Origin of the sequence: Actinoplanes sp. NPDC048796, from assembly GCF_040650035.1 — a bacterium.
GTDB lineage: Bacteria > Actinomycetota > Actinomycetes > Mycobacteriales > Micromonosporaceae > Actinoplanes.
On record NZ_JBEZGO010000016.1, the window covers coordinates 71,647 to 89,097 of the forward strand.

Consider the following 17,451-nt stretch of genomic DNA (forward strand, 5'->3'; position numbering starts at 1 on the left):
GCTCTCGCAAGTCTCTGACCTGCGAAAACCCCTTCGCTGTCGGGCTGACAGGATTTGAACCTGCGACCCCTTGACCCCCAGTCAAGTGCGCTACCAAGCTGCGCTACAGCCCGCCGCCGCCCGGCACGAACACCGCGCGGCAACTCCGAAAGCTTACCAAGCCCTACCCATGAGCCTTACCCCGCCCCCCGGGTCCCGTCTTCTTCCGGGGCTTCACGGAGATCTCCACCGGCGAGCCCTCGAATCCGAACTCCTCGCGGAGCTTGCGCTCCACGAAGCGGATGTACCCGGCGTCCAGCGGGCCCGTGGTGAACAGCACGAACCGGGGCGGTGCCACTCCAGCCTGCGTGGCGAACAGAATGCGTGGCGCCCGCCCGCCCCGCACCGGGTGCGGGGTGGCCTGGGTCAGCGCCGTCAACCACTGGTTCAAGGCCCCGGTGGGAACCCGCTGCTCCCACGAATCCAGCGCCCGCCGTAGCGCCGGCGCCAGCTTGTCGACCGCACGGCCGGTCTTGGCCGAGATGTTGACCCGGACAGCCCAGGGGATGCGCTTCAGTTCGCGGTCGATCTCCTTGTCCAGGAAGATGCGGCGGTCGGCGTCGACCAGGTCCCACTTGTTGAAGGCGATCACCAAGGCCCGCCCCGCCTCGACCACCTGGGTCAGGACCCGCTGGTCCTGCTCGCTGATGACCTCGGCCGCGTCGAGCAGCACGACGGCCACCTCGGCGGCTTCCACGGCGCCGGCTGTGCGCAGGGACGCGTAATACTCCGTACCGGAAGCCTGATTCACCCGCTTGCGCAGGCCGGCGGTGTCGACGAACTGCCAGATCTCGCCGTCCATCTCGACGAGGCTGTCGACCGGGTCGACGGTGGTGCCGGCGACCGAGTCGACGACCGCCCGCTCCTCCTTGGACACCTTGTTCAGCAGTGACGATTTGCCGACGTTCGGGCGGCCCACCAGAGCCACCCGGCGCGGGCCGCGTGGGCCGTCCTCCACGATCGGCGGCGGGTCCGGCAGCGCCGACAGAATGTCGTCCAGCAGGTCGCCTGACCCGCGGCCGTGCAGCGCCGAGATCGGGTGCGGCTCCCCCAGGCCCAGGGACCAGAGCGACACCGCCTCGAGCTCCAGGTTCTGGTTGTCCGCCTTGTTGGCGACCAGGATGACCGGCTTGTGCGAGCGCCGCAGCATCTTCACCGCGGCCTCGTCGACATCCGTGGCGCCGACCGACACGTCGACGACGAACACGACGACGTCGGCCGTCTGCACCGCCATCTCGGCCTGCCGGGCGATGGCCGCCGCGCGGTCGCGGGCGTCCGGCTCCCAACCGCCCGTGTCGACGACCGTAAAGCGGCGGCCGTTCCACTGGGCGTCGTAGGGAACGCGGTCCCGGGTCACTCCGGGAACGTCTTCGACGACCGCCTGGCGGCGGCCGATGATGCGGTTGACCAGCGTGGACTTGCCCACGTTGGGGCGGCCGACTACGGCGACCACCGGGACGGGACCTTCAACGACATCCACGGAGAGGAGCTCCGCGGGAGAGTCACTCACGACTTCACCTTGCTGTTCAAAAGATTCAAGAGGTACGCGACGACCTCGTCGATGCCGATGTCGGACGTGTCGACCTCGATGGCGTCGGACGCCTGCTTCAGCGGGTCCGTGGCGCGGGAGGAGTCAAGCTTGTCCCGGCGCAGCAGTGAGGCTTCGGTGGCCGCGACGTCGGAACCCGCGTCCTCCGCGCTGCGCCGCCGGGCGCGGGCCGCCGACGAGGCCGTCAGATAGACCTTGAGGTCCGCGGAAGGGGCGACGACGGTCGCGATGTCGCGGCCCTCGACGATGATCCGGGGCTGGCCGGCGATGATCGCCTGCTGCAGGGCGACCAGGTGCTTGCGGACCGCGGGGACGGCCGCCACCGCGGACACGGCATGGGTCACCTCGGCGCCGCGGATGGCGGCGTCGACGTTAGTGCCATTCGCCGCGAAATGCGGCGCCGCAGGATCGGTGCCGATCGACAACTCGGTCTCCAGCGCGATCTTCGCGATCGCGTCGGGGTCGCCGAGGTCGGCTCCGCCCTGCAGAACGGCCCAGGTCACCGCCCGGTACATGGCCCCGGTGTCCAGGTAGACCCCGTCGATCGCGGCCGCCAGCCGCCGGGAAACGGTGGACTTGCCGGATCCGGAGGGGCCGTCGACAGCGACAACACACTTTTCCGGCCGTACTTCTTCCGCCACCGTTCCTCCAGGGTTTGCCCGCCCGACCAACCCTCCCATTGTGCCCGCACCATCAGCCACCGACGAACCTGGGGCTTGCCAACGACAGAAAGTCAAGATCAAGCCCGAAGAGGTACGGCGTCACGAGGAGCCCCGGGGGCCACGGGCCCGGCTAGCTGCCGTCCCGATCCCCCTGCCGCGGCTGCCGGGCTGTCCGGCAACGAAGGCCGGCGGTAAGTTACTCAACAGTAGCAACGAGGGGAGCCCACAATGCCCACGCTGGAGAAGCTCGACGACGTCTTCGTGCTCCATCTGGGAGACGGCGAGAACCGTTTCCACCCCGACTGGCTGACCGAGGTCAACGCGCTGCTCGACGAGGTCGTCAAGGGCGACGAGCCGCGCGCCCTGGTCACCGCGGCCACCGGCAAGTTCTGGTCGAACGGTCTCGACCTGGAGTGGCTGTTCGAGCATCCGGAGCAGTACACGGCGTACGGCAATCGGGTCCATGGTCTTCTGGCCCGCGTCCTCAGTCTGCCTTTCGTGACCGTCGCCGCGCTCCAGGGCCACACCTTCGCCGCCGGCGCCATGCTGTCGCTGGCCCACGACTTCCGGATCATGCGCGCCGACCGTGGTTTCTGGTGCCTGCCCGAGGCCGACATCAACATCCCGTTCACGCACGGCATGTCCGCCCTGATCCAGGCCCGGCTCACCCCGCAGACCGCGCACCAGGCCATGGTCACCGCCCATCGCTTCGGCGGCCACGAGGCGTACACCAGGCAGATCGTCGACAGCGCCGTCGACGAGGCCGAGGTCCGGAGCGCGGCGATCGCGCTCGCGCAGAGTCACCTGGCCAAGGCCGGTCCCACGCTCGAGACCATCAAGACCAGGATGTACGCCGGCGTGCTGGACGCCCTGCGCGACTTCGCCGATCCCCGGGGCTGAGGCGCTAGATGTCGACCGATCCCAGCATCTCCAGCAGCTCGTCGGTGTTGTCGACCGCCGCCTGAAGGACCTTGCGCGCCTCCCGCAGCCGGCCGGCCTGCGCCGCCAGCCGGGCCACATCCCCCGCCGCGACCGCACCGTGCGTGGCCGCACTGACCGACAGCAGCAGCTGAAGCCCCTCGGCCGCCTGCCCCGCGGCCAGCGGAATCGGATCGGTGCGGCTCTCGTGCGCCATGGCCGGCAACGGCAGGCAGGCCCGCTGCACCTGCCACCGGATCCGGTCGGCCCGCGCCGCCGGCTCGTCGGCCGCGTCGAGTTGCCGCTGCCACAGCGCGTACCGGGCCTCCCGGCTCATCAGCAGCCGGTCCGCGGCCATGGCCTCGGCCTGCGCCGCCGCCAGCAGCGCCCCGGCCAGCCAGGCCCGCCGCGCGTTCGTGTCCTCGAGGTCGTCGCCCGGCGGTGACGCTCCCAGCGCCGCCAGCGCCGCAAGAAGTCGCTCTTCCTCCCCCATCACCCCAAACTATCGATGGAAGCCTACAAATGCGGCGCGCCGCGCCTACACCATGACGACCAGCTTCCCGACCGTGTGGTGGCCGGCGAAGTCGGTCAGCGCCCGCACGCCCTCCTCGAGCCGGTAGCGCCCGGTGATCAACGGGCTCAGCCCCACGACTTCGCGCATGCCGCCCAGGTCGCCGTCCACGTCGAGGACGAGCTCGAAGCGCACATCCTCCCGGTCGATCATCTCGGGTCGCGGCGGCGGAAACGTGATCGTGAAGAGGCGGCCGCCGCGCTTCAGGCTCCTCGCCGCCTCGCGCAGCTGATCGGTGGGCCGAACCAGATTGAGCACCAGATCGACCCCACCGGCCGGATAGTCGTCGTAGCCGATCACTTCGGTGGCGCCCCGCCCGAGGAGCACGTCCCGGTCCCCCGGCCGGCCGGTCGCGATGACCCGGCACCCGTCCAGCAGCGGCAGAACCGTCGTACCCACGCCGCCTGTCGCCCCGATCACCAGCACCGTCTCGCCCGGCTTCGGCTCGGCCCGGGTGATCAGCGCGCGGGCGGTCAGCCCGACCGTCGGCAGCGCGGCCGCCGCGGCGACGTCGAGCGAGGCCGGCCGATGCGCGATGAACGGCGTACCGGCCTCGAAGACCGCGTATTGCGCCAGCGTCCCCGTGGTCACCGACGGATTCTTGGCGCCGGCCAGCGCCCCCAGCGCCCGCGGCACCGAGTGGCCGAAGACCTCATCACCGATCGAGTACGCCGTGACGCCCTCCCCGACCGCACTGACGGTCCCCGCGAAGTCGTTCCCGAGCACGTGCGGAAACGTCAGCCGTACGGGATAGGCACCGCCCGGAATGACGATGTCCCCCGGATTGAGCGACGCGGCGGCGATGCGTACTTGAATCTGCCCCGGCCCGGCAGTGGGCACGGCGACGTCGGCGAGTGCAAAACTGGACGGCGGGCCGTAGTCACGAGCGACGATCGCCTTCATGCTTCCTCCGTTACAGCGCTAAGCGGACCGGTAGGTCACGTTAGGCGTAAACGGACCGCGCGGTCAACTTGTTAAGCTGACGATCGTGACAGTCGACCGCCCGCTGCGCGCGGACGCCGCCCGCAACCGCTCGTCGTTGCTGGCCGCCGCGTCCGAGGAGTTCGCCGCCCACGGCCTGGACGCCTCGGTGGCCGACATCGCCCGCCGGGCCGGCATCGGCAAGGGCACCGTCTTCCGCCACTTCCCGACCAAGGACGACCTGCTGGCCGCCGTGGTCCTCGACCGCGTCGACGACTTGGCCACCCTGGCCCACCACCTGACCACGGCCACCGACCCCGGAGCCGCCCTGCTGGAGTTCATGGAGGCCGCCGCTGGCCGCCAACAGCAGCTCGACCTGTCCTTCCTGCGCGAGGCCGGCGAGGTGAACGCCCGCCTGACCGAAGCCCGCGAACGCCTGTTCACCGCGATCATCGCCCTGGTGACCCGAGCCCAGCAGGCCGGAGCCGTCCGCCCCGACATCGAGGGCATGGACGTGATCCTGCTGATGTGCGCCCCCAGCCACGTGGTCAGCTTCGTCCCCAGCCCCCCACCGGACCTGTGGCGCCGCTACCTGTCCCTCATCTTCGACGGCCTGCGCCCCGAAGGCGCCCACCCCTTGCCGGGTCCAGCCGTCAGGGACGCGGCGACACCCGTACCCAATTCCGCTCGCCCCGGCGCGAAGTAGCGGCCACGCAGCGGGAGCAGATGTAGCGCACCTCATCCTCGGAGGTGACCACGTCGGTGGCGCGGAAGTCGAACGGCACATGCGGGAAGCGCCGCAGCCGGGTGCGGCTCAGCGCCAGCCCGCAGAGCGTCTGGTTCGTGCCGGGCTGCCACGCGTGCACTTCGCCGCCCGGCTGCCGGATGCCGTCGGATCCGATCCACTCGCTGGAGGCCGCCACCGCTCGCTTCATGTCCGGTCGCCTGCCCACGATCCCGCCACATATGCCCGTTAATTGGCGGGCAGGCGGGGAATTCGTCCGTCATGACCGAACAACCCCACCGCATCGACATCAGGCAGGGCGACGAGCCGGACGGCACCACCGCGTACGAGGCCTCGCTGCGCCCGCCGGGCCATTCCGTCGACCCGGGAGTCCCCGCCGACGAGCCGGCCGACCTCGCCCCGGAGGACCGCACCGGCGAGAAGGGCGGCGGCATCGCCGACCGCTCGGGCTACGACTCGCGCAGCCTCGCCGGCGACTCCCCGAACTACCGGCCGGAATAACGAAAGCCCGGGCGCACAGGCCCGGGCTTCTCGCATGTGGCGATCAGTCGCCGGCGGCCTTGAACAGGGCGGCGACCTCGGCCATCGACAGGTGACGGAAGCCACCGGGGCGGAGGTCGCCGAGCCGGATCGGGCCGACCGACGTACGGATGAGCCGGGTGACCGGGTGGCCGACCTCCTCCATCATCCGGCGGACGATGTGCTTGCGGCCCTCGTGCAGCGTGATCTCGACCTGAGCCGTCTTGCCCAGCGCACCGACCAGCTTGAACTGGTCGGCCTTGGCCGGACCGTCCTCGAGCTCGATCCCGCTCAGCAGCTGCCGGCCGACGTTGCGCGCCAGCGGCCCGTTGGTCACCTCGGCCAGATACGTCTTCTGGATCTCGTACCGGGGGTGGGTCAGCTTGTTCGTGAGGTCACCGTCGTTGGTGATGAGCAGCAGGCCCTCACTGTCGGCGTCCAGGCGCCCGACGTGGTAGAGCCGGGTGCCGAACTGCCCGAGAAAGTCGGCCAACTCGGTGCGGCCCTTTTCGTCGTCGAGAGACGAGACGACACCACGAGGCTTGTTCATCGCGATGTACATGAGTTTGGTGTCGGTGATGATCCGCTGGCCGTCCACGTGGATCTCGGCAGTGTTGGGGTCGACCTTGTCGCCGAGCTTGGCGACCTTGCCGTTCACCGTCACACGCCGGCGGAAGATCAGGTCTTCGCAGGCGCGGCGGGATCCAACACCGGCGGCCGCCAGCACTTTCTGGAGGCGTTCGGCGGTGTCAGCCTGAGGCATCGAGTACTTCTTCCACGTCGTCGGGCAGGAACGGAGCGAGCGGCGGCAGCTGGTCGACCGAGTTGAGACCCAGTTTTTCCAGGAAGAGCGCCGTCGTGCGATACAGGTGTGCCCCGGTTTCGCTCTCCGTGCCGCATTCCTCGATCAGGCCGCGCGTCACAAGCGTACGCATGACGCCGTCGCAGTTCACACCGCGGATGGCGGAGATGCGCGACCGGGTAACCGGCTGCTTGTAAGCGACCACAGCCAGTGTCTCCAGCGCCGCCTGGGTCAGTCGCACAGACTGCCCGTCGAGAACAAACCGTTCCACGTACGGCGCATATTCCGGCCGCGTGTAGAGACGCCAGCCACCCGCCACCCGCCGAAGGTCGAACCCGTGCCCCGCCGCCGTGTACCGCGCCGACAGATCCTCCAGCATCACCCCGACACGCTCGGTCGGCTGCTCCAGAATCTGCGCCAGCTGCATCTCCGCCACCGGCTCATCCACCACCAGCATGATCGCCTCAAGCGCCGCCGCCAGCTCAGCGTCATCGGTCAACCCCGGCAGATCAACTTCTTCCTCAGTACGCGTCCCCGCGCCCCCACGCCCCCGCCGCGCCGCCTGCTCCGGCACCGCCGCAGCACCCGCAGCACCGGCCCCGGCCGCACCGGCCGCAGCATCGATCGGCTGATCGACGCCGCCACCCCAGTCGAACTCGGCGACATCCTCGGCGTCCCGCCCACCGAGCCCCGGCCCGTCACCGTCCAGCCCTTCGTCGGCGGCCCGCCCGTCCTCCGCCGGCACCTCGCCCAGCTCCTCGTCGGCAGCCCGCCCGTCCTCCGCCGGCACCTCGTCCAGCTCCTCGTCGGCAGCCCGCCCACCGTCCGCCGGCACCTCGTCCGCGAACGGCAGATCGCTCTCCCCGTCATCGCTGACGTCATCATCGGCCGCCGCGTCGAAGACGTCCCCCGCGTCATCCCCGTCCTCGGGAAGCGGCGCGTCGACCGGATCACCTTCGTCATCGACGAGCTCGGCCGCCGCCGCCTCCTCGATCGCCTCCGGCAACGGCAGCTCCGGCCCGGGCACGACCTCAACCGGATCGCCCCCGCCACCCTCAGCGGGCGCATCCACCCCACCGACCGGCAGCTCCTCAGACACCTCACCGACCGGCAGCTCCTCAGACTGCCCGCCGGCCGGCACATCGCCGTCGGCCGGCACATCGCCGTCGGCCGACGCATCCCCGTCAGCTGGCGACGCACCTTCCTCGACCGGCGCGTCGACAGCGACCTGGTCCTCTTCGGCGTCCCCGAGCGCGGGCTCCTCCGCCGGCGGGTTCGGCCGCTCGAAGGCGGGATCGAAGTCGTCGTCCGAGTCGAGCCCCGCCTCTTCGAGGTCGTCCCCGTCCCCCGGGAGTTCCTCGTCGTCGGATGCCCGGTTCTCCGCCCCGCGAGCCGTGGCCTCCCGGTGCTTGAACTCGCCGTACTCTTCGTCCTCGTCTCCGCTGGCCGAGGTGGGAACCGCCGCCCACTCTGCCCGACCGTCCGCGAGCTCGGCGCGAGCCTCCTCCTCGGCGTCGGCCTGGAACTTGCGATCCACCGGCCGCTGCGGTCTCTCCCACGGCGGCACCCAGGCCGCGGCCTGTGCCGCGAGTGAGTCAGACTGCTCGTCGCTGCTCACGATCGTTCCTCCGCGTCGTCGTCTTCCCCGCCAAGATCATCGTCATCGGGCCCCACGTCAAGTCGGCCCACCTCACGCTTCCCCGCATCCCCCACGACCGAATCCGCCGATTCCGCCACACCACGCTCATCGGCCGATTCCCCCGCAGCGCCCTCCGCAGCGGAAGCAGCCGACTCCGCCCTAAACGGCTCCGCCGCCGAAGGAGCCGAAGAGGCCGAAGAGGCCGAAGGAGCCGAAGAGGCCGAAGAGGCCACATCGGGCTTCCCGAGCGAAGCAGCCGGGGTACCCGCATTCGCCTCACCGCGCCCGGCGACCGAAGCAGCGACATCCGCCACACCCGAGCCCGCGACCGAGGCAGCGGCATCCACCCCCGGCCCCGCAACCGAGGCAGCGCCATCCACCCCCGGCCCCGCAACCGAGGCAGCGCCATCCGCCCCCGGCCCCGCAACCGAGGCAGCGGCATCCGCCACATCGGGCTTCGCGACCGGATAGGCCGAAGGAGCCGCATCCGCGCCGGGTTCCGCGAGCGCAGCGGCCGAGGCAGCCAAAGATGGCACATCGGGCACAGCAAGCGACGTCGCCGAAGACGGCACGTTGGGCTCAGTGAGCGACGTCGCCGAAGATGGCACGTCGGCCTCCGTGAGCGACGTCGCCGAAGATGGCACGTCGGGCTCAGTGAGCGACGTCGCCGAAGATGGCACGTCGGGCTCGGTGGGCGAAGGCGCCGCATCCGTTGCGTTGGGGTCTTCGGGTGGGGCGTCCTCGGTCGGCTTGGTGCCCTCGTAGTCGTCGATTTCGAGTTCGGCGTCGGCCGCGTCGCCGCCGATCCAGCGGACTGTCAGTTCGTCGAGGGAGACCGGCTGTTCGAAGTCGATCAGGCCCTCGCGGTAGAGCTCCAGCAGAGCCAGGAACCGCGCCACCACCTCGAGCGTGTTGTCGCAGTCGGCCACCAGCAGGGTGAACGTCGCCGAGCCGGCCCGGCGGAGGCGGTCGCGCAGCAGGGCCGCGTGTTCGCGGACGCTGACCCGGACCTGGTGGATGTGGGCGATCGACACCTGCGGCGGGCCGGGTTTCGGGATGAACTGTTTCAGCGCGAGCTTGAACAACCTTTCCGGCCCGACACCCAGCACCAGGTCGGGGAGCGCCTCGGCGTAGCGCGGCTCCATCGACACCGAGCGCGGCCACCTCTTGCCGCCGGTGAACTCGAGCTCGGCGATGTGGGCCGCCGCCTCCTTGTACGCCTTGTACTGCAGCAGCCGCGCGAACAGCAGGTCGCGCGCCTCGAGCAGGGCCAGGTCTTCCTCGTCCTCGACGTCGGCCGCCGGCAGCAGCCGGGCCGCTTTCAGGTCGAGCAGGGTGGCCGCCACCAGCAGGAACTCGCTGGTCTCGCCGAGGTCCCAGTCGTCGCCCATGGCCCTGATGTACGCGATGAAGTCGTCGGTGACCTGGTGGAGCGCGATCTCGGTGACGTCCAGCTTGTGTTTGCCGATCAGCTGGAGGAGCAGATCGAACGGGCCGGTGAAGTTGTCGAGGCGTACCAGAAATTTGCCCGAGTCATCCTCGGCGGAGATGTCGGAGACTTCGGCGGGCTCGTCAGGCACCTGCTGACCGTAGACCACCGGTACGACAACCTGCTCAGTGCTCACCGCGCCCCTTCCCGTCCGTACCGTTTAAACGGGACAAATCCGGAATGGGTACGCGGGTGCCGAGAAGATCAACCCCACAGGCGAACGAAGACCAGGCCGAGCGCGTTAAGGATGCGGAGCAGGAACGGCGTACCGAAGGGAAAAATGCACAGGATCAGCAGGACCAGTACGCCGATGTTCTTGTCCTCGAACCACAGCCGCATCCACTGCATGCCCCGGCCGGGCGTGCGCAGCGCGGAATACAGCGCCCCGAACCCGTCCAGCGGCGGAATCGGGATGACGGCCAGAATGCCGAAGCAGAGCAGCCCGACCGCCAGCGACAGCAGCACCTGCTCGCCCACCGGCAGGTCGATGCCGAGCAGCACGTCGGCCGGGCCGATGAAGGCCAGGAAGTTGTCCGGGTAGGCCAGCGAGTACGCCAGCATGAGCAGCTGCGAGACCACCACGCACAGCAGCGGCCCGGCCAGGAACACCGCCACCGCCCGGCCGCGTCCGCGCCAGCGCGGCACCTCGTCCACCGTGAGCATCTTGCCCCAGCCCATGCCGCCGAGGGCCGCCGCGACCGCGCCGAACGGGTCGACGTCCTCGCGCAGGCGCGGGGTGATCGACTCGCGGCGGTCGGAGAGTTTCAGCATCCGCGATGTCGACCGGATGGCGAGCGCGCGCAGCACGAGACCGAGCAGGAAGGAGACGACCAGGGCGACGAACGCCACCGGCTCACCGAGCGCGTAGAGCACCTGTCAGCCGCGCTCAACCTTGGCGGCGATGACCTCGCGGGCCAGCTGGCGATAGTTGCGGGCGCCGGAGGAGGCCGGGTCGAGCGTGGTGATCGGTGCGCCGGCCACCGTGGACTCGGGGAACTTGACGGTCTTGGTGATGACCGTCTGGTAGACCTTGTCGCCGAACGCCTCCACGACCCGCTGCAGCACCTGGCGGCAGTGGGTGGTGCGGCTGTCGTACATGGTCGCCAGGATGCCCTCGAGCTCGAGGTCGAAGTTGAGCCGCTCGCGGACCTTGTCGATCGTGTCGAGCAGCAGTGCCACGCCGCGCAGCGAGAAGAACTCGCACTCGAGCGGGATGAGCACGCCGTGCGCGATGGTCAGCGCGTTGATCGCCAGCAGGCCCAGCGAGGGCTGGCAGTCGATCAGGATGAAGTCGTACTCCTTGCGGACCGAGCGCAGCGCCCGGGCCAGCGCCATCTCGCGGGCGACCTCGTTGACCAGCTGGATCTCGGCCGCGGACAGGTCGATGTTGGCGGGCAGCAGGTGCAGGCCGGCCACATCGGTCTTGATGATGACGTCCTCGGTGGCCACGTCGTCCTGCATGAGCAGGTTGTAGACGCTCAGGTCGAGGTTGTGCGGGTTGACGCCGAGACCCACCGAGCAGGCGCCCTGGGGGTCGAAGTCGACGAGCAGGACCTTGCGCCCGTACTCGGCCAGGGCCGCACCCAGGTTGATCGTGGTGGTGGTCTTGCCCACGCCACCCTTCTGGTTGGCCAGGGCGATGATCCGCGCCGGGCCGTGCCGGTCGGTCGGCATCGGCTCGGGGATCGGGCGGCGCATCGTGTACGCCGTCGGGTCGGCGGGACCCAGATCGGCGCCGAGGTCGAGGGAGCCCTGCTGCTCCCGGAGTGTGGAGGTCCAGGCCTCCGCCCGGTTGCCGTTCCCCGTCATGACCTCGCCCCCTCCCGACTCGCCAGCCGGAGCCGATGCCCGACTCTACGCCACGCGCGCCGCACCGCCGGGGTCAGCCATCGGCGTGTCGCCTGAAGAAAGCCGAGATGGATGCGCAGCGTCTAACGAGCACGCGGGTGAGCGGTCGCGTAAACCTCGCGGAGCCGGTCCACGGTGACCAAGGTGTACACCTGCGTAGTCGTGACCGAAGCGTGTCCCAGCAGCTCCTGCACGACCCGGACGTCGGCGCCGCCGTCGAGTAGATGGGTCGCGTACGAGTGACGCAGCGTGTGCGGCGAGACCGCGTACGGGCCCTCGACCGGCAGCTCGGCCGCGACCGCCGCCCGGCGCAGGATCATCCAGGCGCCCTGCCGGGACAGCCGTCCACCGCGCGCGTTCAGGAAGACGGCCGGTGTCCCTGTGCCGTTCGCGCTGAGCGCGGCTCTCCCCCGTACCAAATAAGCCTCCAGAGCAGCCCGCGCGTAACCGCCGACCGGAACCAACCGCGTCTTTCCGCCCTTGCCGCGCAAGATCGCGTGGTCTTCGTCAGAGGCCGAGAGCGACAGATCGTCGATGTCCGCACCGACCGCCTCGGAGATCCGCGCCCCGGTGCCGTAGAGGAACTCCAGCAGCGCCCGGTCCCGCAGCCCGGCCGGAGTGTCGTCGCCGGGCACCGCCAGCAGCCGCGTCACCTGATCGACATCGAGGGCCTTGGGCAGGCGCTTGGGCGGCGCCGGCGGCCGTACGTCGGCCGCGACGTCGCCGCCCGTGTAGCCCTCCCGGGCGGCGAACCGGTGCAGGCCCCGTACGGCGCTGATCGCCCGGGCCGCCGAGGAGGACGCCAGGCCCTCCTCGCGCAGCGTGGCCAGGTGATCGGTGATCGCGGACGCCGTCACGTCGGACAGCTCGGTGACACCGGACGCGGCGAGTGCCGCGGCGTAACGGCCGAGATCACGCTGGTACGACACGAGGGTGTTGCGCGACAGCCCACGCTCGACGGTGAGATGGTCGAGATAGGCGGTGATCACACGTTGCAGGCTCAGGTCAGCACCGCGTTCAGGGGCAGGTTCCGCATGCCGTGCGCCTCCGCGACCGGTCCGTAGGTGACGTGCCCGTCGTGGGTGTTCAGGCCCAGCGCGAGCGCGGCGTCGGCCTTGAGCGCCTGCCGCCAGCCGAGGTTCGCCAGTTCCAGAGCGTACGGCAGGGTGACGTTGGTCAGTGCGTAGGTGCTGGTGTGCGGCACCGAACCCGGCATGTTGGCCACGCAGTAGAACAGTGAGTTGTGCACCTGGTAGACCGGGTCGGCGTGGGTGGTGGGCCGCGAGTCCTCGAAGCAGCCGCCCTGGTCGATCGAGATGTCGACCAGCACGCTGCCCGGCTTCATCCGGGCGACCAGGTCGTTCGGCACCAGGTTGGGCGCTTTCGCGCCGGGGATCAGGACGGCGCCGATGACCAGGTCGGCGTCGAGGACGGCCTTCTCGATCTCGTACGCGTTGGAAGCCACCGTCTGCAGATGGCCCCGGTAGTCGGCGTCGGCCGCCCGCAGCTTGGCGATGTTGCGGTCGAGCACCAGGATCTCGGCCTGCATGCCCAGGGCGATGGCCGCGGCGTTCATGCCCGACACACCGGCGCCGATCACCACGACCTTGGCCGCGTAGACACCGGGGACACCGCCCATGAGTACGCCGCGTCCCCCGCCCGAACGCATCAGGTGGTACGCGCCGACCTGCGGGGCGAGCCGCCCGGCGACCTCGGACATCGGCGCCAGCAGCGGCAGCGAGCGGTCGGGCAGTTCCACCGTCTCGTACGCGATGCCGGTGACCTTGCGGTCGAGCAGCGCGTCGGTGCACTCCTTGGACGCGGCCAGGTGCAGATAGGTGAACAGGACCTGACCCGGCCGCATGCGCGGATACTCCTCCGCGATGGGCTCCTTGACCTTGAGAATCAGCTCGGCGCCGCCCCAGACCTCGTCCGCGCCGGGCACGATCGTGGCACCGGCCGCCTGATAGTCCCCGTCGGTGATCGACGAGCCGGTTCCGGCCCCGGCCTGCACCAGCACCTCGTGCCCGGCCCGGCGGAACTCGTACACACCGGCCGGCGTGATGGCCACCCGGAACTCGTTGTTCTTGATCTCGCTCGGAATGCCGACCTTCACGGCACCGTCCTTCCACTCGACGCTGAGTTTTGGGATCTTTCGCCCGGTTCGAGCGATCAACGCACCTCTTTGGACAGTACGGTAATTTGCCGATCATGGCGGTTGATCCAAACACCTAGCGCCTCGTCACGCGCCCATGAGGGTAATCCGGGTAGCGGAACTTGGATCTACTGGGTTATCCGGTCTTTGGTTGGGCGCGCTGGTCGTGCGGATGCAGTCACCGATCGCTCTGTCCTGCTCGGCGTGCGAGCGGTGGCCGGTTCCGTGGACAGCGAAGCAGCGCAGGGTCGCGAACCCGCCTTCAACCCAGTTCAACCCGGAACCGTGGATCGGCAGGGCGACCAGTTCTACGCCGTTGGAACTGGCACCCGGCCTGGACGATGGGGGTGTTGGTGTGGTGAAAAGTTATCCAGGTTGGCGGGCCGAACTCGTCGACACAGAATACCCAGCCGCAGGCGCGGCGAGTATTCGTAGAAGTCCAGCACTGAGGGTCACTGGCATGCAGAGGAATGCCTTTCCGTATGCTCATGCAGGTCGTTGGAGTTACAAGGCCGAGATCAACGCCAGGGTGCCAGTGACGACCGCGACGGCGGTGAACATCAAGCCCACTACCAAGATGACTTGAGCGCGAGTAGGTGAAGTTGTCTTCCCCGACTTCATGACAACAGAGAAGTCGTTGGCGCCTAGGTCAATCTCAGGCGCTCGCTTCGTGCCGTTGGTTAGCACGAAGACGACCAGCTGATTGTGAGGGTTGATGAGGGTCTTAGGTGCTCGAACCTCAAGACTTTCGATCGTGACGTCCTCGTCCTGCCTGATGAGGCGTTCCCTGTTCGTCGGCCGGCGAATACCAGCGATGGCGGCCATGACCTCACCATCGAAGAACGTGATAGTCGGGGGCTGTTCGATGTCACCGCTTTTGAGCGCAACCTGACCTGCGTTCGTAAACGTAAAGGTCCACAACTCCGGGTTGATAAGCTTCTGGTCATCCCAGCTGATCGTCAGAAGTGGTAGCTCGATGCCATCGGGGAGCAGAGCAGTTCGGGACATCTCCGCTTCGATCAGTCGATCGCGATCCCTCCGCTTGTCACGGACGTTATAGGTGAAGCTCATCAGCGCAACGATCACCGAAGCGATCGATACATAGGCGGTTGCAGCCATGCGCTAACGCCTCCGATTCGAGGAGTACGTGCCGGTTTGTGGTTTCGCCCGCAGTCGCCGTACCCGCTCAAAACGGTCATGAGGACTGCGATCGCGGGATGGGACGTGGACGGCGCTGCACGCGGCATAACTAACGGCTAGCACGATCTGGCCGGCCTCCGGCCGACGGGCGTGGATCGCAGTTGAGCGAGCACGCACTCCTAGATCGTCATGGCTGCGCCCAAGAAGGGACTTATGGCCCGCCGGCGCCAAGCAAGGTCGGGGTCGCCCGCTCTGGTCACCGAACAGGTGCCACCGAGCCATGTCCAGGTCCCCTGATCATCGTGACGAGAGATCCGATGGGGGAGTGCCCGCTTGGGTTTCGACCATCGAAGCATCGCTTATGGGCTAGCACCCTCCCATGTGCACGCCCCGACCGCAACCCCGGCTGGGTTAAAACTTGCTGCACCACGTTCAGGTGAGATCATCGACGCGTGTATTCCGGTTTGGTATCGTGCTGGGCATGGTCGATCGTGAGCCCGACTCGCTTCCTGAAGCAGAACTCGCCCAGCGGCTCCGCTCGCTCCGGGTCCAGCAGGAGTGGTCGCAGGCTGACCTTGCCGAGCACATCAACAACATCGGGTACGGCTTGCGGTGGCATCAGACCACAGTCGCAAAGATCGAAGCTGGTCAGCGGCCTATCGGCCTCAATGAAGCGGCTGCGCTTGCGGAGGTATTCGACATCACTGGCGCAGAGCTTCTCATGCCTCTCGGGGCACGCCGAGCACGCGCAGCGAAATTGCGTGCACGTGAGCAGCAGCTTGATGACAGCGGGGACGATCTTGACTTGCAGCTTGCCGAGCTTGCCGAGCAGCAAGCCGTAGCTCGTCATCGAGTACAAAAGATCCGCGAGGAAAGGGTGCAGGTTCTTCACGAGATCGAGACGTCGGCGACTGCACTGCGGCATTTGACCGAACAGTACGAGAATACTCAGCAGCGACTTCAGGACCTTTCTAGAGAACTCGATCAAGGGCTGACCGAGCTCATAAACGCCGAGAAAGCTGCAGAGCAACTACGTGAACGTCTTGCGTTCCAGCAGGCCGAGATCGAGCAGGTGCGCGCGCACAGTGTGAAACTAGATTCGAAAGACGATGTTGACGAAATAGTGGTGGAACCTCAGATCGAGGAGACGGCATCAGGAAATTTTCTATCCGACGCGAGCAGTGGGGTAAATTCTGAACCGCGCGCCAACCGGACGATGCCATACGGCAAAAAGGATCTACCTTACCCGTATAACCAGGATCTAGTCGGCATCGTGACTCGAATCAAAGGTGTGCGCGAGTCCACGCGGGCCGCGCTCGTGAACTCTTTAAAGGTCGCATCGTACCTGAAAGCCGGCGTCAACCTGGTCGAACAGAATCTCGGCCCTTCGCCGTCATCGTCCATCTCCAGCGCGGACAGCCGCTACGCGTACTGGTCTGGCTTTCAATTCCTCTCTGAGCGCTCCCTGATGCGAGAGGCGGCCACGCTCGATCCGCCCTATCTACGACAAAAAGGGGTTGGACCATACCGCTCGACCTGGGCCAGCCACGACGACTATCTAAGCGACCTGCTAGCGTTCCAGTTTCACGCCATTAACTATGCCCCCAAGTACGGCACCGAGATGGGAAGCCGTGGCCATTTGTTGTCGACCGCCGATAGTCTCGTCGAGGCCGTCAAACGGTCTGCGTATCATGAACTGCAAGCGATTCTGCGGATGCCGCAGTTCCGACTTCAATTGATCGTCTCCGCCACCGCCGACCTTAACGACGGCATCCACAATTCCATCGCCAACAACTACGCGGCGGCACTGGAACCGTGGATGCGGATTTACGAATCCACTCTCGCTGCCCGTGGCCTCCGTCTCCGCAACGGCGTGACTATGCGCCAGTTCGTCGATATGCTGGCCGCAATCACCGAGGGCTTCGCGATCCGCCAGCTCGGCGACCCGAACGCTGGGATACTTGGCGAGCCTGAGAGCAACCTGGCCGGCATGGCAATACTCGGAATCATTGATGCCTATACAGAGCCGATAGTAAAGTCCGGGAACTAGCACGCTGTGCCGTCACTAGTAGACGTCGCGGCTGTTCACGGCGAGGCTGTGGGCGTCGGCGTCCGGCTGATCGAGCCCGAAACTGATGATCCGCCGGGGACGGATCCGGATGATCTCCCCGATCGCCTCGGCGGTGCCGCGGATCTCCACGCAGCGCACCCGCCACGGGTCGACCGACGGCACGTCGTCCACGACGAGGGCGACCTGCCCGTTGGCCGCCACGTTGCGGTACTTGCGGCTGCTCGACATCCCGTACCCGGGGATGTCGATCGTGCCCGCGGCGGCGTCGACCCGAAATCCGACCGGGCTGTTCTGCAGCGTCCCGTCCGGCCGGAGCGTGGCGAGCCGCCCGAGCGGCTGCGCCTGGAGGTACGCGAGTTCGATCTCGGTGAAAGGCATGCCCG

17 protein-coding genes, 1 tRNA gene and 1 pseudogene are annotated in these 17,451 nt (G+C 68.1%); 4 read left to right on the top strand and 15 right to left on the bottom strand.

Annotated features, from left to right (window positions below; all coding sequences use genetic code 11):
• Positions 1-39: 39 nt before the first annotated feature.
• The 3 genes from AB0C26_RS39455 to cmk form a co-directional block, all read right to left on the bottom strand.
• Positions 40-113 (bottom strand) — tRNA-Pro (locus AB0C26_RS39455).
• Between the two features lie 50 nt (positions 114-163).
• Positions 164-1,549 (bottom strand): ribosome biogenesis GTPase Der, encoded by a 1,386-nt coding sequence (gene der, locus AB0C26_RS39460; protein ID WP_360258425.1) that lies wholly within the window; start codon positions 1,547-1,549, stop codon positions 164-166.
• Positions 1,546-2,229, bottom strand: coding sequence for a (d)CMP kinase (cmk, locus tag AB0C26_RS39465; RefSeq protein ID WP_360258427.1), 684 nt, complete (start codon positions 2,227-2,229; stop codon positions 1,546-1,548). The genes der and cmk overlap by 4 nt, the downstream gene beginning before the upstream one ends.
• Positions 2,230-2,478: 249 nt before the next feature.
• On the opposite strand from cmk, the gene AB0C26_RS39470 reads away from it, so the two are divergent.
• Complete coding sequence (locus tag AB0C26_RS39470) at positions 2,479-3,150, top strand: enoyl-CoA hydratase-related protein (RefSeq protein WP_360258428.1); 672 nt, start codon at positions 2,479-2,481, stop codon at positions 3,148-3,150.
• 4 nt (positions 3,151-3,154) lie between these two features.
• On the opposite strand, the gene AB0C26_RS39475 is transcribed toward AB0C26_RS39470, so the two are convergent.
• Both AB0C26_RS39475 and AB0C26_RS39480 read right to left on the bottom strand, forming a co-directional pair.
• On the bottom strand, positions 3,155-3,661 hold the full coding sequence (locus AB0C26_RS39475; protein WP_360258430.1) for a DUF6245 family protein: 507 nt from the start codon (positions 3,659-3,661) through the stop codon (positions 3,155-3,157).
• Positions 3,662-3,706: 45 nt separating this feature from the next.
• Positions 3,707-4,642 carry an NADP-dependent oxidoreductase gene (locus AB0C26_RS39480; RefSeq protein ID WP_360258433.1) on the bottom strand — a complete coding sequence of 312 codons (936 nt, stop codon included), beginning with the start codon at positions 4,640-4,642 and terminating at the stop codon, positions 3,707-3,709.
• 85 nt (positions 4,643-4,727) lie between these two features.
• Here AB0C26_RS39480 and AB0C26_RS39485 point away from each other — a divergent pair, with 85 nt between their 5' ends.
• On the top strand, positions 4,728-5,366 hold the full coding sequence (locus AB0C26_RS39485; RefSeq protein ID WP_360258436.1) for a helix-turn-helix domain-containing protein: 639 nt from the start codon (positions 4,728-4,730) through the stop codon (positions 5,364-5,366).
• Here the strand turns inward: AB0C26_RS39485 and AB0C26_RS39490 are convergent.
• Positions 5,314-5,595, bottom strand: a complete 282-nt coding sequence (locus AB0C26_RS39490; RefSeq protein WP_360258438.1) for a hypothetical protein — start codon at positions 5,593-5,595, stop codon at positions 5,314-5,316. The genes AB0C26_RS39485 and AB0C26_RS39490 overlap by 53 nt on opposite strands.
• A gap of 71 nt (positions 5,596-5,666) precedes the next feature.
• Between AB0C26_RS39490 and AB0C26_RS39495 the strand changes: the two genes are divergently transcribed.
• A complete protein-coding gene (locus AB0C26_RS39495; protein ID WP_360258441.1) occupies positions 5,667-5,906 on the top strand; it encodes a hypothetical protein in 240 nt (79 codons plus the stop codon).
• A gap of 43 nt (positions 5,907-5,949) precedes the next feature.
• Here the strand turns inward: AB0C26_RS39495 and AB0C26_RS39500 are convergent, their stop codons facing one another.
• The 8 genes and pseudogenes from AB0C26_RS39500 to AB0C26_RS39535 all read right to left on the bottom strand — a co-directional run bounded on the left by AB0C26_RS39500 (position 5,950) and on the right by AB0C26_RS39535 (position 14,976).
• Positions 5,950-6,687, bottom strand: a complete 738-nt coding sequence (locus AB0C26_RS39500) for a pseudouridine synthase (RefSeq protein ID WP_360258443.1) — start codon at positions 6,685-6,687, stop codon at positions 5,950-5,952.
• Positions 6,674-7,732, bottom strand: coding sequence for an SMC-Scp complex subunit ScpB (gene scpB / locus AB0C26_RS39505; protein ID WP_360258549.1), 1,059 nt, complete (start codon positions 7,730-7,732; stop codon positions 6,674-6,676). The genes AB0C26_RS39500 and scpB overlap by 14 nt, the downstream gene beginning before the upstream one ends.
• A gap of 1,376 nt (positions 7,733-9,108) precedes the next feature.
• A pseudogene (locus AB0C26_RS39510) lies at positions 9,109-9,945 on the bottom strand (segregation/condensation protein A); the annotation flags it as partial.
• 113 nt (positions 9,946-10,058) lie between these two features.
• Positions 10,059-10,703: a hypothetical protein gene (locus AB0C26_RS39515; RefSeq protein ID WP_360258445.1), complete on the bottom strand. Its 645-nt coding sequence runs from the start codon at positions 10,701-10,703 to the stop codon at positions 10,059-10,061.
• 27 nt (positions 10,704-10,730) lie between these two features.
• Entirely contained in the window at positions 10,731-11,663 is a 933-nt protein-coding gene (locus AB0C26_RS39520; RefSeq protein ID WP_360258447.1) for a ParA family protein, read from the bottom strand.
• 122 nt (positions 11,664-11,785) lie between these two features.
• A complete protein-coding gene (locus AB0C26_RS39525; RefSeq protein ID WP_360258552.1) occupies positions 11,786-12,706 on the bottom strand; it encodes a site-specific tyrosine recombinase XerD in 921 nt (306 codons plus the stop codon).
• Positions 12,703-13,818, bottom strand: a complete 1,116-nt coding sequence (gene ald, locus AB0C26_RS39530) for an alanine dehydrogenase (protein WP_360258449.1) — start codon at positions 13,816-13,818, stop codon at positions 12,703-12,705. Before ald ends, AB0C26_RS39525 begins: the two co-directional genes overlap by 4 nt.
• A gap of 543 nt (positions 13,819-14,361) precedes the next feature.
• Complete coding sequence (locus AB0C26_RS39535) at positions 14,362-14,976, bottom strand: hypothetical protein (protein ID WP_360258451.1); 615 nt, start codon at positions 14,974-14,976, stop codon at positions 14,362-14,364.
• A 502-nt stretch (positions 14,977-15,478) separates the two neighbouring features.
• Between AB0C26_RS39535 and AB0C26_RS39540 the strand changes: the two genes are divergently transcribed.
• The gene (locus AB0C26_RS39540) at positions 15,479-17,047 is read left to right on the top strand and encodes a helix-turn-helix domain-containing protein (RefSeq protein WP_360258453.1); all 1,569 of its coding nucleotides are present in this window, start codon (positions 15,479-15,481) and stop codon (positions 17,045-17,047) included.
• A 15-nt stretch (positions 17,048-17,062) separates the two neighbouring features.
• Here AB0C26_RS39540 and AB0C26_RS39545 read toward each other — a convergent pair whose 3' ends face one another.
• Positions 17,063-17,446 (bottom strand): PPOX class F420-dependent oxidoreductase, encoded by a 384-nt coding sequence (locus AB0C26_RS39545; RefSeq protein ID WP_360258455.1) that lies wholly within the window; start codon positions 17,444-17,446, stop codon positions 17,063-17,065.
• Positions 17,447-17,451: the final 5 nt, after the last annotated feature.

Excerpts from the sequence above, each read along its gene's own strand:
- AB0C26_RS39495 (WP_360258441.1), top strand. The coding sequence starts at position 5,667 with ATGACCGAACAACCCCACCGCATCGACATCAGGCAGGGCGACGAGCCG.
- AB0C26_RS39470 (WP_360258428.1), top strand. The coding sequence starts at position 2,479 with ATGCCCACGCTGGAGAAGCTCGACGACGTCTTCGTGCTCCATCTGGGA.
- AB0C26_RS39540 (WP_360258453.1), top strand. The coding sequence starts at position 15,479 with ATGGTCGATCGTGAGCCCGACTCGCTTCCTGAAGCAGAACTCGCCCAG.
- AB0C26_RS39545 (WP_360258455.1), bottom strand. The coding sequence starts at position 17,446 with ATGCCTTTCACCGAGATCGAACTCGCGTACCTCCAGGCGCAGCCGCTC.
- AB0C26_RS39535 (WP_360258451.1), bottom strand. The coding sequence starts at position 14,976 with ATGGCTGCAACCGCCTATGTATCGATCGCTTCGGTGATCGTTGCGCTG.
- AB0C26_RS39500 (WP_360258443.1), bottom strand. The coding sequence starts at position 6,687 with ATGCCTCAGGCTGACACCGCCGAACGCCTCCAGAAAGTGCTGGCGGCC.
- AB0C26_RS39490 (WP_360258438.1), bottom strand. The coding sequence starts at position 5,595 with ATGAAGCGAGCGGTGGCGGCCTCCAGCGAGTGGATCGGATCCGACGGC.
- AB0C26_RS39480 (WP_360258433.1), bottom strand. The coding sequence starts at position 4,642 with ATGAAGGCGATCGTCGCTCGTGACTACGGCCCGCCGTCCAGTTTTGCA.
- AB0C26_RS39475 (WP_360258430.1), bottom strand. The coding sequence starts at position 3,661 with ATGGGGGAGGAAGAGCGACTTCTTGCGGCGCTGGCGGCGCTGGGAGCG.
- AB0C26_RS39520 (WP_360258447.1), bottom strand. The coding sequence starts at position 11,663 with ATGACGGGGAACGGCAACCGGGCGGAGGCCTGGACCTCCACACTCCGG.